Genomic DNA, 12,466 nt, shown 5'->3' with positions numbered 1-12,466 from the left:
ATGAATTTCATCAAGAAAAACCTGCTGCAGGGTGCCGTTGCAGCGGTACTGGCCATGGGTGCCAGCGCCTCGGTGCTGGCGGACAGCCTGACCTTCTCCGGTTGGGGCGGAGCCTTGCAGGACGCCGAACGCAAGGCGTATCTCGAGCCCGCCGCGAAGGCGCTGGGTGTCACCATCAAGGAAGACAACATGGACGGCCTGGCCGCCGTTCGTGCACAAGTGATGTCGGGCAAGCCGAAGTGGGATGTGGTGGAACTGGGCAGTACCGAGTGCGCCCAGGCCCAGCAAGAAGGGCTGGTCGAGCCACTGGACTACTCGGTGATCGATGCCACGCATGTCGACAAGAATGTGGTCAGCAGCCACTGGATCGCCAGTCACGCCTACGCCACCGTGGTGGCTTGGGCTGAAGACAGCGGAGCCCCCGTGGCGAAGAGCTGGCAGCAGTTCTTCGACCCGCAGGTCAAGGGCGCGCGAGCACTGTACCGCCAGCCCTGGTTAACCATGGAAGCGGCCTTGTTGGGTGACGGTGTGGCGCCCAAGGACCTGTATCCGCTGGATGTCGAGCGCGCAATCAAGGTGCTGACGCGCATCAAGCCTCAGGTGGTCAACTGGTGGAGCGCCGGTGCCGACTCGGCCCAGTTGCTGCGCAGTCGTGAAGTGGACTTCCTGGCGATCTGGAACGGCCGGGTCAGTGAGGTCAAGGCCAGTGGCGAGCCAGTCGACTACAGCTTCGACGGAGCGCTGTTGAGCCACGATTGCTTGATCGTTCCCAAGGGGGCGCCGAACAAGGCGCTGGCGATGAAGTTGATTGCCCAGATCATGAAGCCTGAAAGCCAGGCGGCACTGGCCACGCTGATTCCGTACTCGCCAGTGAACGCCAAAGCCTACGAGCTGCCGATCATTACCGAGCAACTGGCTGCGCGCCTGCCGACGTCACCGCAGAACATCGACAAGGTGGTCGCGGTGTCGCCTGAATGGTGGGTCAAGAATCAGGAAGCCGTTCGCCAGCGATTCGCCTTGTTCCTGGCCAACTGATCCGTTGCGAGCAAGTTGTGAAGTGGGGTGGGGCGCCCATGGCGCCCGATCTACGATAAAAAGGACGCGAAGCGTCCGATTTGTGCCGAGTGTGAGCATGTCCGAAGACCCTAAACTTTCGATGTCCATCGACATCGAAAACCTGACCAAGACCTACGATAACTTTGCTGCGCTGGATGATGTCTCGCTGTCGATCAAGAGCGGCGAGTTCCTGTCCTTGCTCGGCTCCTCCGGCTCTGGCAAGACCACGCTGTTGATGGCGTTGGCCGGGTTCGTTCGCCCCGATGCCGGCAGTATTCGCTTTGGCGGCCGCGAGATGATCTTCGAGCCTCCGCACAAGCGCGACGTCGGCATGATGTTCCAGAGCTATGCGCTGTTCCCCCACATGAACGTGTTCCAGAACGTGGCCTATCCGCTGAAGCTGCGCGGCTACAGCCGTGCCGACATTCGCCAGCGGGTCGAACAGGCGCTGGCCACCGTGGAGCTGGATCACCTGATCGAGCGCGGCATCACCGAAATGTCCGGTGGCCAGCGTCAACGTATCGCCCTGGCTCGCGCCATCGTGTTCGAACCCAAGATCCTGCTGATGGATGAGCCACTGTCGGCCCTCGACAAGCGCTTGCGCGAAACCATGCAGCTGGAACTGCGCCGCCTGCACGAGCGCCTGGGGATGACCGTGGTCTACGTGACCCATGATCAGCGTGAAGCCCTGACCATGTCGGACCGCATCGCGGTGATGAGCAAGGGGCGGATTCGCCAGGTCGACACGCCGATCAATCTTTACGAGCGCCCGTCGAACCGGTTTGTCGCCGAGTTCGTCGGCGAGTCTTCGTGCCTGCCTGTCACGCTGCAGGATGGCCAGGTGCAGTTTCAGGGGCGCCCGTTGCGCGCTTCCAGCGCCACCGCCGGGTTGAAAAACCCGAGCCTGGTGGTGCGTCCGGAAAAACTGCAGTTCGTGACGGCCGATGCCAGCGATTGCAACCTGTTGCACGGTCATGTCACCGATGTCATTTTCCAGGGCGAAAGCCAACTGGTGCAGATCGACCTGGGTGAGGGCATGGCCGTGGCCATTCGCCGGCCAACCCGCAGCTCCGCCAGCGACCGTCTGCCGACACGTGGCGAAGCCGTGGTGCTGGGGCTGCACCTGCAAGACACACTGGTGGTGGGAGACGAGCAATGAACCGGACCGAGCCGGGCGCACGCAATGCTCGCGAACTGCTCAAGGCCGAACGGCGCAACCGCTGGTACCTGTTCGGTTCAGGCCTGCCGGCGCTGCTGCTGGTCCTGCTGACGTTCGTGCTGCCGATCGGGTGGTTGTTCTGGCTGTCGCTTTTCGATGCCAATGGCCAACTGACGGTGGAGAACTACACCCGTCTGCTGGAACCGATCTATGTGCTGACGTTTGTGCAGACCTTCAAGATCAGCATCATCGTCACGGTCGCCTGCGTGCTGATCGGTTACCCCTATGCGTACTTCATGATCAAGGGGCCGCGCTGGCTGGCCAACCTGGCGATGGGGCTGCTGCTGGTGTCGCTGTGGACCTCGCTGCTGGTCAGGACCTACGCCTGGCTGATCATCCTGCAACGTCGCGGCATGGCCAATGACCTGCTGATGAGCCTGGGCCTCACTGACGTTCCCTTGTCGCTGGTGCATAACCTGACGGGTACGGTGGTTGGCATGGTGCACATCATGCTGCCGTTCATGATCTTGCCGCTGTTCGCGTCGATGAAGAGCATCGACCCGATCTACAACCAGGCGGCGGCGGCTTTCGGTGCATCGCCCTCGCGTGCCTTTCGCGATGTCTTTCTTCCGCTGTCGCTGCCGGGCCTGGCCGCCGGTGCCACGCTGGTGTTCGTGATCACCCTCGGGTTCTACGTCACCCCGGCCTTGTTGGGCGGTGGCAAGGTGCAGATGATTTCGATGCGGATCGAGAGCGACGTGTCGATGTACGCCAACTGGGGCGCTGCGTCGTCGCTGGGTGTGGTGCTGCTGGTCGCCACTTTGCTTATGTTGTTTATCGTCAAGAAGAGCGCGGGCCTCGGCCGGCGCAGCGAGTGAGACCATGAGCCGATTTAGACAAACCCTGACCGAGGTGGTGCGCGCCTCCTGGTTGTACGTGCTGGTGCTGGTGACCATGCTGTTCCTGGTGCTGCCAACGCTGATCGTGATCCCGATGTCGCTGTCCGATGCACGCTACCTGAGCTTTCCGCCCAAGTCGTTCAGCATCGAGCCATTCTTCAGCTACTTCGCGTCGCTGGAGTGGCGCACGGCAACCAAGGTGTCGCTCATCACCGCGACGCTGACCATGCTGCTGGCCACCACCCTGGGCACGGCGGCCGCGTATTCGCTGCACGTCACCCAGTCACGTTTCTCGGGCGTGCTGCGCGGTCTGATGATGGCGCCGATGATCGTGCCCACGATCTTCATCGCCATTGGCCTGTTCTTCGTCTACGCGCGCTTTGACCTGAACAACACCATTCCCGGGCTGGTGCTGGCGCATACGTTGCTGGCCTTGCCCTATGTGGTGATCAACGTCAGCGCGGGGCTGCGCAGCTACGACATGACCCAGGAACAGGCTGCCTGTATCCTCGGCGCCAGTCGGTTGCGGGCGTTCTTTGACGTGACGTTGCCGCAGATCCGTTTTTCGGTGATCGCCGCCGCGATGTTCGCTTTTGCCATTTCCCTGGACGAAGCGGTGATCTCGCTGTTCATCAGCGGCGGTGACAGCTCCACCCTGACCAAGCGGATGTTCAGTTCGCTGCGTTCCGAGATCGACCCCTTGATCGCCGTGGTAGCGACGCTGATGACTCTGCTGTCGATCATCATGCTGTGCATCAGCATCATGGCGCAGCGCAAGGCCAAGAGGAATGCGGTATGAGCAACGGCAGTCTGCGCCTTGAGCGCGCCAGTACACAGGTGCTCGAGTTCTTCTGGAACGGTCGCGCCGTGCAGGGTCGCCAGGGCGAAAGCCTGGCGACGGCGTTGCTGGCTAACGGCATCCGCACACTGGCCTGGAGTCGCAAATCCCATCGACCGCTGGGCTATTCCGGCAGCTATGTCACCGGTGTCCTGGCCCGCGTGGACGGTGTGCCGAATGTGCGCCTGGACCTGGTGCCGGTGGCGGTTGGTGCGCGTGTGGAGATGCAGAACTGCTGGCCGGTTCCGGGGTTCGATCTGCTGCGCCTGTCGCGACTGATTCCTGCCAGCTGGATTCAGGGTGGTTTCGAACACACCAACCTGGTGCCCAGCGGTACGGCACTGTTCCAGCGCTGGGAGGCCATTCTGGCGTTCCTCGCGGGTGTGGCCAAGCCGGCTGAACGGTCAGGCGAAGTGCCGGTACCCATGGCGCGGCACTTGAGCGCGGATGTCCTGGTGATCGGTGGTGGGCCTGCCGGTTGCGCCGCCGCCAATGATGCGGTGGCAGCCGGACGCAGCGTGGTGTTGGTGACACGCGGTCATTCGTTGGCCCGTTATGTCCGTGCGGCGGGCCACGCTCGGCCGACGCTGGACGAGCGGGTACAGCTGGTCAGCGGTGTGGAGGTCTTCGGTGCCTATCGCGAAGGCGAGCTGCTGCTCGCGGCGCCCCATGACCCGGCGCAAGGAGCATTGGCCCTGGAGGCGGACGAGGTGATCCTAGCCAGCGGTCGTCGCGCCTGCCCACCGGTCGTTCCGGGGATGTGGTTGCCCGGCGTGATGGATGTGCGCACGGCGCTGATCATGGCCCATGAACAATCGGTGGCGCCGGGTGCGCGGGTCGTGGTGGTCGGCAATGGCGACCAGGAAGCGGTCGCCAGTCGCTTGCGCGAATTGGGCGTCACAGTGGTCGCCGCGCGACCGGTTGCCGATTTGCGCCGGGTCGTGGGGCGCAGCCGCGTGACGGCTGCATTGTTCGCCAGGTCGGTTGCCTGTGATGCCGTGGTGCACGCCGGGCCATGGCTGGCCGATGCCAGCCTGACCTTCCAGAGCCGCGCCGAAGGTATGCTGCAACTGCGCGAGCAACGCCAGAGCCGCCTGCGTGAAGTGGGGTCGGTCATGGAGGCCGATCAGTTGCTGCCGGTGGCCGCGTGCTCGCGACACAAGACGTTGTTGTGCCCGTGCTTCGATGTATCTGACCACGAGGTCGAGGCCTTGCTCGCACAGGGCATCACCGACCTGGAAGTGATCAAACGCCTGACGTCCTGTGGCATGGGGCCCTGCCAGGGGCAACCCTGCTGGGATGCTCTGCGCGCGTTGGTCAGTGCCCGCAGCGGCATCGCCCTGGCCGGGTTGGCCCGGCCGACGCTGCGTCCGCCGCGCCGTGCCTTGAGTGTCGCTCAGGCGGCTGGCCTGGCCCCTGTTGTCGAGCCATTGCAATGAACAACCTCAACCCGTTGCCTGGGAAGGCGTCGATCATCATTGTCGGGGCCGGTATCCAGGGCTTGTCACTGGCCTTCAACCTGGCCGAGCTGGGCGTGCGCGACATGCTCGTGCTGGACGCCGGTTACTGGCAGGGCGGCGCGTCGGGCCGAAACGGCACGCTGATTCGTGGTGCGTTCAGTTCGCCCGAGTGGACGCGCTTCTTCGCTCATTCCTGCCACCTGTGGCAGGGGCTGTCCAAACGCCTGGGCGAAAATGTCATGTACTCTCGCCGGGGTTACACCATGGTGGGCGAGCGCAGTGCCACGGCGGCGCTGCTGGATCGCACGCTTGAAGTTCACAAGGCCTGCGGCATCACTTCCAGCCTGCTCACCCCGGCTCGACTGCGCGAGGTGCTTCCGGCCCTGGCCCATGGACGGGTGAGCGCGGCCCTGCACCTGCCCGACAGCGGCGTGGCGCCGCACCATGCGGCCATGTACGCCTATCGGCAAGCGTGCGCAGCGCGCGGGGTGGACATTCGCTACCGCACCGAAGTCACCGCCATCGACCAGAGCGCCGGGCGAGTCTCCGGGGTTCGGGTGGGGGAACACTGGATTTCAAGCGATACCGTGGTGCTGGCCGGCGGCGCCGAGAGCAATCGCCTGGCGCAACTGGCGGGGGTGCCACTGGACGGTTACCCGATGCGCCTGGAGGCCATGGCGCTGGAGCCGACCCGCCCGCTGATCGGCCCTGCCGTGGCGCTGCTGGACCGACTCTGCTACATGCACCAGACCGCCCGTGGCGAAGTGGTGGGCGGTGCCGAAGTCGCCGAGCGACCGCAGCACACGCTGAATGCCGACGTACCGGTGATGGCGGCGACCGCGCGAGCGTACCTGGAGATGTTTCCGCAATTGGGTCACGCGCGCATCTTGCGTCAATGGGCGGGTCTGGTGCATATCTCCAAGGATTTCGGGCCATTACTGGGGGCCCACGAGGATTTGTCGGGACTCTTCGTCAGCGCAGGCTGGTGTTATGGCCATGCCGGTGCACCGGCGGCGGGTGAGTTCCTGGCCAAGGCCATTGTCAGCGGCGAAGTGGATGAGCGTATGCGACCCTTCGCCGTCAATAGATTTGAATGCAACCGGCCGGTCGTGGAACCGGGCATTGTCTTGAGTCATTTCGAATGAAACACCGTTTGAACAGCACCGTCACGCACGCGCCTGTCACGGCACCAACAAGGATAACCCCATGAGTTCCCTAGAAGACTCGCCACTCTTCATTACTGCTTTGTCCAAGGGACTGTCGATCCTGACGGCATTCCGTGCCGGGCGTCCGAGCATGAGCCTGATTGAATTGGCGCAAGCCACCGGGCTGAACAAAAGCACCGTGCAACGCTCGACCTTTACCCTCGAGGCGCTGGGCTACCTGTACAAGGAACCCGTGACCAAGCGGTTTCGCCTCGCGCCCAAGTCCCTCGACCTTGGCACCGGCTACCTGCAGACCAGCGAGCTGATCGAACGCGCCAACCCGTACCTGCACGAGCTCAACCGCGACGTCGAGGAGAGCTGCAACCTGCTCGAACCGTGCGGCCTGGACATGCTCTACGTGGCGCGTTTTCCCAGCCACAAGCAGATTGCCATCCATATGCCGCTGGGCCGGCACCTGCCGATGTACTGCACCTCGGCAGGTCGGGCGTACCTGGCCGCACTGCCGGAGGCGGAAACGGACGCGATTCTGGTCGCCTCCGAACGCCAGGGCTACACCGCCAGCACCGTCACCGAGCTGGATCAATTGCGCGCGATCGTCGCCGAGGCGCGTCGTGAAGGCTACGCCTATGCCCAGGAAGAGTATTTCGCCGGAGATATCAGCGTTGCTGCGGCGGTGGTGAATGCCGATGGCTACCCCCTGGGGGCCGTCAACATTTCGGTGCCGTTCAGCCGCTGGAACCTGGAGGACGCGCGCAAACACCTGGCGCCCAAGGTGATCAACACCGCGCGCAACATTGCCAGCGCGACACGCAGTTTACGTCCCGTGGGCTGACGCTCCGGGGAATTCTTTCGACCCGCACACCTGCCGCCGGCTCTGGCCTGCGGTATAGGTGACCACTTGCCCGAAAATTGGGTGGATGTTTCAGGAGAGAGCGATGAGTCAAACCATGAAGGCTGCCGTTCTGCACGCTGTCGGCGAACCGCTGCGTATTGAACAGGTACCGATTCCACAACCGGGCCCCGGCGAAATACTGATTCGCATCGTCGCCTGCGGCGTCTGTCACAGTGACCTGCATGCCATTGACGGCGACTGGTCGGCCTTGCCCACGCTGCCGCTGATTCCCGGCCATGAAATCACCGGCCACGTGGCGGCCCATGGCGAGGGTGTCAGCGAACCGGCGATCGGCACCGCGGTCGGCATGCCCTGGATGTACAGCGCCTGTGGCACCTGCGAGTTCTGTCTCGGTGGGATGGAAACCATCTGCGAACACCGCGAATCCACCGGCTACAGCAAGCAGGGCGGCTACGCCGAGTACATGGTGGCCCCGGCAGCATTCGTCGCCACGATCGAGCCGGATGTCGACCTGTACGCCCTGGCCCCCATTCTCTGCGCTGGCGTGACCACCTACCGTGGCCTGATGCGCTCGCGTGCCCGACCGGGGCAGTGGGTGGCCGTCATGGGCATCGGCGGGCTGGGTCATGTGGCGGTGCAGTACGCCATTGCCATGGGGCTGCGCGTGGCAGCCATCGATGTGGGTGCGGACAAGCTTGAACTGGCACGCAGCTATGGCGCCGAGTGCCTGATCAACGCCCTCGACAACCCGGTCGAAACCCTCAGGCAACAGATTCCCGGCGGCGTCCACGCCGTGCTGGTGACCGCCACCGCCAACGCGGCGTTCGAGCAGTCGGTGAAGATGCTGCGCCCCGGTGGAACGGCGGTGTTCATCGGCCTGCCCGGCGGCGATGCCGACACGGTGCGCGCTTCCATTTCCAGCATCAGCGGTTGGGAGCTGTCGATCACCGGTTCCAACATCGGTACCCGCCATGACTTGAACGAGGCGGTGTCATTCGCAGCCCGTGGCCTGGTCAAGGCGCAGATCAACCTCGAACGCCTGGACGATATCAACGACATTTTCGCCCGCATGCGCAAAGGCCAACTGGTCGGCCGCACGGTACTGCAAATCGCCTGATTCAACCCCTTTACTTAGCAGGAGTTACTCCCATGACCATCACCCGACTACAACCCAACCCCGGCCTGCTCAGCCACGCGCTGGTGCACAACGGCATCGTCTACATCACCGGGCAAGTGCCTGCCGACCGTACCCAGGACGTCGCCGGGCAGACCGCCCAGGTGCTGGCGCGCATCGACGCGCTGCTGGCCGAAGCTGGTTCCGACAAGTCGCACATCCTGTTTGCGCAGATCTGGCTCAAGCACGCGGTCCAGGACTTTGCGGCGATGAACGCGGTCTGGCGCGAGTGGGTGCCACAGGACGCGCTGCCGGCGCGGGCGACCGTCGAGGCGAACATGGCGGCGGACAATATCCTGGTGGAAATTGCCCTGCAGGCGGCCGTCAAGGCTTGACTGACCTTGCATCGGCCACACGGGCATTAGCCATTCATACCTGCCGGCGGGGTGAACCTGTTCGGCACTGGAGAGTTTTATGAGCAGTATCGTTCCCCATCTGATCAACGGTGTTCGCGTGCAAGGCATGGGGCGCACCGCGGATGTCTACAACCCGTCCACTGGCGCGGTGACCCGGCAAGTGGCGCTGGCCGACGGCGCCACCCTGCAACAAGCCATCGACGCGGCCCGCGCCGCCTTCCCGGCCTGGCGCAACACCCCGCCAGCGAAGCGTGCGCAGGTGATGTTCCGCTTCAAGCAACTGCTGGAGCAGAACGAAGCCGAGATCTCGCGATTAATCAGCGAGGAGCATGGCAAGACCCTGGAAGATGCTGCGGGCGAACTCAAGCGCGGCATCGAAAACGTCGAGTTCGCGTGCGGCGCTCCGGAGCTGCTCAAAGGCGACTACAGCCGTAACGTCGGGCCGCACATCGACGCCTGGACCGACCTGCAGCCGGTGGGCGTGGTGGCGGGCATCACGCCGTTCAACTTTCCGGCCATGGTGCCGCTGTGGATGTACCCGCTGGCCATCGTCTGCGGCAACTGCTTCATCCTCAAGCCCTCTGAGCGCGACCCCAGTTCGACCCTGTACATTGCCGAGTTGCTGATCGAAGCGGGCCTGCCCAAGGGCGTGATGAGCGTGGTGCATGGCGACAAAGAGGCCGTCGATGGCCTGATCGAGTCGCCCCATGTCAAGGCGCTGAGTTTTGTCGGTTCCACCCCGATTGCCGAGTACATCTACAGCGAAGGTACCAGGCGCGGCAAACGCGTACAGGCCCTGGGCGGGGCAAAGAACCACGCGGTGCTGATGCCGGACGCGGACCTGGACAACGCCGTCGGCGCGTTGATGGGCGCGGCCTACGGCTCGTGCGGCGAACGCTGCATGGCGCTCTCGGTGGCCGTGTGTGTCGGCGATGCGGTGGCTGACGCGCTGGTGGCCAGACTGGTGCCGCAGGTGCGCGCACTCAAAGTCGGCGCCGGTACCGCCTGTGGCCTGGACATGGGCCCACTGGTGACCGGCGCGGCGCGTGACAAGGTCAAGGGCTATATCGACGCCGGGGTCGCCCAGGGCGCCAGTCTGGTGGTGGACGGCCGTGACCTGGTGGTGGCCGGCCATGAAAACGGCTTTTTTGTCGGCGGCACGTTGTTTGACCGGGTGACCGCTCAGATGAGCATCTACACCGACGAAATTTTCGGCCCGGTGCTGTGCATCGTCCGTGTCGGCAGCCTGGAAGAGGCCATGCAACTGATCAACGATCACGAGTACGGCAACGGCACCTGCATCTTCACCCGTGACGGTGAAGCGGCGCGTCTGTTCTGCGATGAAATCGAGGTGGGCATGGTCGGCGTCAACGTGCCTTTGCCGGTCCCGGTGAGCTACCACAGTTTCGGCGGTTGGAAGCGTTCGCTGTTCGGCGACCTGCACGCCTATGGTCCGGACGGGGTGCGTTTCTACACCCGCAAGAAGGCCATCACCCAACGCTGGCCGCGCCGTGCCAGCCACGAAGCGGCCCAGTTTGCTTTCCCCAGCAACAGCTGAGTCGGCGCAATCCATTCAACAGGGTGAGGACCCGAAATGTCCTCACCCGGTGTCCCAGTCAAGGCGAGTGAAAACATGAACAACGCGCTCAAGTTCTACATCGATGGCCAATGGACCGATGCCCTGTCCGGCAATACCCTGGAGGTCATCGACCCCTCCACCGAACAGGCCTTTATCAGCATCGCAGTGGGCAATGCGCAGGATGTCGACAAGGCCGTCGCGGCGGCAGCCAAGGCAATCCCGGCCTTCTCGACAACCAGCGTCAGCGAACGCCTGGCGCTGCTCAAGGAGATTCTGCGGGTGTACAACCTGCGTTATGAAGACCTGGTCAAGGCTGTCAGCCAGGAAATGGGCGCGCCATTGCATTTCGCCCGTGACGCGCAAATCTGGAGTGGCCGCGCGCACCTGGAGTCGACCATCAGCGCTCTGGAAAAATTCCAGTTCAGCGAGTCGCACGGCAGCACCCGGGTGGTGCGCGAAGCCATTGGCGTATGCGCCCTGATCACCCCCTGGAACTGGCCACTGAACCAGATCGTCTGCAAGGTCGCCCCGGCCATCGCTGCGGGCTGTACCGTGGTGCTCAAGCCCAGCGAGATCGCACCGCTGACCGGGATCATCTTCGCGGAAATTCTCCACGAAGCGGGCGTGCCGGCCGGGGTGTTCAACTTGCTCAACGGTACGGGCTCCGACGTGGGCCAGCACATGGCAAGCCACCCCAAGGTCGATATGGTGTCGTTCACCGGTTCGACCCGCGCCGGGATCATGGTGGCGAAGGCGGCGGCCGATACGGTCAAGCGCGTCGCCCAGGAGTTGGGTGGGAAATCGGCGAACATCCTGCTGGAGGATGCTGACTTCGAGGTTGCGGTGGCCAAGGGTGTGCAGGGCTGTTTCTCCAACTCGGGGCAATCGTGCGATGCACCCACCCGCATGTTGGTCCCGGCTTCCCAACATCAGCGTGCGCTGCAGATTGCCCGGCAGACCGCCGAGAAAATGCTTACCGGCAGCCCGCTTGACGCCAGTACCGACCTCGGTCCGGTGATCAGCGAGGCGCAGTTCGCCAAGATCCAGGGCCTGATTGCCACCGGCATCGAGGAGGGCGCCACGTTGATAACGGGTGGCCTGGGTCGCCCGCAGGGCCTGGACAAGGGCTACTACGTGCAGCCCACCGTTTTCGGCGGTGTGACGGCACAGATGACGATTGCCCGGGAGGAAATCTTCGGCCCGGTGCTGGCGATCATTCCCTACGACAGCGAAGAGCAGGCCATCGAGATCGCCAACGACACCGTCTACGGCCTGGCGGCCTATGTGCAGTCAACCGACATCGAACATGCCCGCGCCGTGGCGGGGCGCATGCGTGCCGGCTCGGTGTATCTGAACTATCCGAGCTGGGATACCTTTGCGCCGTTCGGTGGTTACAAGCAGTCCGGTAATGGCCGCGAGTACGCCGGTTGGGGTATCCATGATTTCCTCGAGATCAAGGGAGTGGTTGGCTGGGGCAACTGACGTACGAGCCGGGTTATTTCAGAGGGGCGAGGCTGGGCTTATGAATTTATCCATTCATAGGCCTGGCCTCTCGTGGCCACCGCGGAATCAGCAAGCAACCATGGCTAGGTGAGTTCAGATCAGTGTCAGTCTCGGCAGGCGAGGCACCACGGTCTCGCACCTCGAATCCGATCTTGCCTTCGACCTTGGGAGACTTGGAATTGCGCGGTCGCTGTTATTCCGTTTTGGCCGGGTGACCCACGGCCAGGGAAAGATATGCCGGCTTTGCGGCAAGCTTTGGCGAGGGCGACGTCGGAAACACCATGTCGTGGGCCAATTTGATCATGGGTGTTTGCCATATTTTTTTGAACAGTTCCGCAACGGTGAAGCTCACGAATTTGTACATGCAGTCTGTCACCTTTGCTCATCGCGAATTTAAGGTCACAACACGGGTTGTCGCGGATG

At 63.4% G+C, this 12,466-nt stretch carries 12 protein-coding genes; 11 read left to right on the top strand and 1 reads right to left on the bottom strand.

Going from position 1 to position 12,466, the window contains the following annotated elements; all coding sequences use genetic code 11:
- The 11 genes from ASE98_RS03185 to ASE98_RS03135 all read left to right on the top strand — a co-directional run bounded on the left by ASE98_RS03185 (position 1) and on the right by ASE98_RS03135 (position 12,022).
- A complete protein-coding gene (locus ASE98_RS03185) occupies positions 1 to 1,035 on the top strand; it encodes an ABC transporter substrate-binding protein (protein WP_060539955.1) in 1,035 nt (344 codons plus the stop codon).
- 97 nt (positions 1,036 to 1,132) lie between these two features.
- Complete coding sequence (locus tag ASE98_RS03180; RefSeq protein ID WP_060539954.1) at positions 1,133 to 2,215, top strand: ABC transporter ATP-binding protein; 1,083 nt, start codon at positions 1,133 to 1,135, stop codon at positions 2,213 to 2,215.
- The gene (locus tag ASE98_RS03175) at positions 2,212 to 3,093 is read left to right on the top strand and encodes an ABC transporter permease (protein WP_027620524.1); all 882 of its coding nucleotides are present in this window, start codon (positions 2,212 to 2,214) and stop codon (positions 3,091 to 3,093) included. The genes ASE98_RS03180 and ASE98_RS03175 overlap by 4 nt, the downstream gene beginning before the upstream one ends.
- Positions 3,094 to 3,097: 4 nt before the next feature.
- On the top strand, positions 3,098 to 3,913 hold the full coding sequence (locus ASE98_RS03170) for an ABC transporter permease (protein ID WP_060539953.1): 816 nt from the start codon (positions 3,098 to 3,100) through the stop codon (positions 3,911 to 3,913).
- Positions 3,910 to 5,391: a 2Fe-2S iron-sulfur cluster-binding protein gene (locus ASE98_RS03165; RefSeq protein WP_060539952.1), complete on the top strand. Its 1,482-nt coding sequence runs from the start codon at positions 3,910 to 3,912 to the stop codon at positions 5,389 to 5,391. The genes ASE98_RS03170 and ASE98_RS03165 overlap by 4 nt, the downstream gene beginning before the upstream one ends.
- Positions 5,388 to 6,557, top strand: a complete 1,170-nt coding sequence (locus ASE98_RS03160) for an NAD(P)/FAD-dependent oxidoreductase (RefSeq protein ID WP_027620521.1) — start codon at positions 5,388 to 5,390, stop codon at positions 6,555 to 6,557. Before ASE98_RS03165 ends, ASE98_RS03160 begins: the two co-directional genes overlap by 4 nt.
- 61 nt (positions 6,558 to 6,618) lie before the next feature.
- Entirely contained in the window at positions 6,619 to 7,410 is a 792-nt protein-coding gene (locus ASE98_RS03155; RefSeq protein WP_027620520.1) for an IclR family transcriptional regulator, read from the top strand.
- A gap of 103 nt (positions 7,411 to 7,513) precedes the next feature.
- Positions 7,514 to 8,548 (top strand): zinc-dependent alcohol dehydrogenase, encoded by a 1,035-nt coding sequence (locus ASE98_RS03150; RefSeq protein ID WP_027620519.1) that lies wholly within the window; start codon positions 7,514 to 7,516, stop codon positions 8,546 to 8,548.
- Positions 8,549 to 8,580: 32 nt separating this feature from the next.
- The gene (locus ASE98_RS03145) at positions 8,581 to 8,940 is read left to right on the top strand and encodes a RidA family protein (RefSeq protein ID WP_027620518.1); all 360 of its coding nucleotides are present in this window, start codon (positions 8,581 to 8,583) and stop codon (positions 8,938 to 8,940) included.
- A gap of 79 nt (positions 8,941 to 9,019) precedes the next feature.
- Positions 9,020 to 10,519, top strand: a complete 1,500-nt coding sequence (locus ASE98_RS03140) for a CoA-acylating methylmalonate-semialdehyde dehydrogenase (protein WP_027620517.1) — start codon at positions 9,020 to 9,022, stop codon at positions 10,517 to 10,519.
- A gap of 75 nt (positions 10,520 to 10,594) precedes the next feature.
- Positions 10,595 to 12,022, top strand: coding sequence for an aldehyde dehydrogenase family protein (locus ASE98_RS03135; RefSeq protein ID WP_060539951.1), 1,428 nt, complete (start codon positions 10,595 to 10,597; stop codon positions 12,020 to 12,022).
- Between the two features lie 214 nt (positions 12,023 to 12,236).
- Here the strand turns inward: ASE98_RS03135 and ASE98_RS26430 are convergent, their stop codons facing one another.
- On the bottom strand, positions 12,237 to 12,407 hold the full coding sequence (locus tag ASE98_RS26430) for a hypothetical protein (RefSeq protein ID WP_155953828.1): 171 nt from the start codon (positions 12,405 to 12,407) through the stop codon (positions 12,237 to 12,239).
- Positions 12,408 to 12,466: the final 59 nt, after the last annotated feature.

This window comes from Pseudomonas sp. Leaf48 (assembly GCF_001421885.1).
Classification (GTDB): domain Bacteria; phylum Pseudomonadota; class Gammaproteobacteria; order Pseudomonadales; family Pseudomonadaceae; genus Aquipseudomonas.
This window is presented reverse-complemented; position numbering and strand designations above follow the sequence as displayed.

What these genes read in the sequence shown, in the direction of transcription:
- ASE98_RS03185 (WP_060539955.1), top strand. Translation starts at nt 1, where the DNA reads ATGAATTTCATCAAGAAAAACCTGCTGCAGGGTGCCGTTGCAGCGGTA.
- ASE98_RS03180 (WP_060539954.1), top strand. Translation starts at nt 1,133, where the DNA reads ATGTCCGAAGACCCTAAACTTTCGATGTCCATCGACATCGAAAACCTG.
- ASE98_RS03175 (WP_027620524.1), top strand. Translation starts at nt 2,212, where the DNA reads ATGAACCGGACCGAGCCGGGCGCACGCAATGCTCGCGAACTGCTCAAG.
- ASE98_RS03170 (WP_060539953.1), top strand. Translation starts at nt 3,098, where the DNA reads ATGAGCCGATTTAGACAAACCCTGACCGAGGTGGTGCGCGCCTCCTGG.
- ASE98_RS03165 (WP_060539952.1), top strand. Translation starts at nt 3,910, where the DNA reads ATGAGCAACGGCAGTCTGCGCCTTGAGCGCGCCAGTACACAGGTGCTC.
- ASE98_RS03160 (WP_027620521.1), top strand. Translation starts at nt 5,388, where the DNA reads ATGAACAACCTCAACCCGTTGCCTGGGAAGGCGTCGATCATCATTGTC.
- ASE98_RS03155 (WP_027620520.1), top strand. Translation starts at nt 6,619, where the DNA reads ATGAGTTCCCTAGAAGACTCGCCACTCTTCATTACTGCTTTGTCCAAG.
- ASE98_RS03150 (WP_027620519.1), top strand. Translation starts at nt 7,514, where the DNA reads ATGAGTCAAACCATGAAGGCTGCCGTTCTGCACGCTGTCGGCGAACCG.
- ASE98_RS03145 (WP_027620518.1), top strand. Translation starts at nt 8,581, where the DNA reads ATGACCATCACCCGACTACAACCCAACCCCGGCCTGCTCAGCCACGCG.
- ASE98_RS03140 (WP_027620517.1), top strand. Translation starts at nt 9,020, where the DNA reads ATGAGCAGTATCGTTCCCCATCTGATCAACGGTGTTCGCGTGCAAGGC.
- ASE98_RS03135 (WP_060539951.1), top strand. Translation starts at nt 10,595, where the DNA reads ATGAACAACGCGCTCAAGTTCTACATCGATGGCCAATGGACCGATGCC.
- ASE98_RS26430 (WP_155953828.1), bottom strand. Translation starts at nt 12,407, where the DNA reads ATGTACAAATTCGTGAGCTTCACCGTTGCGGAACTGTTCAAAAAAATA.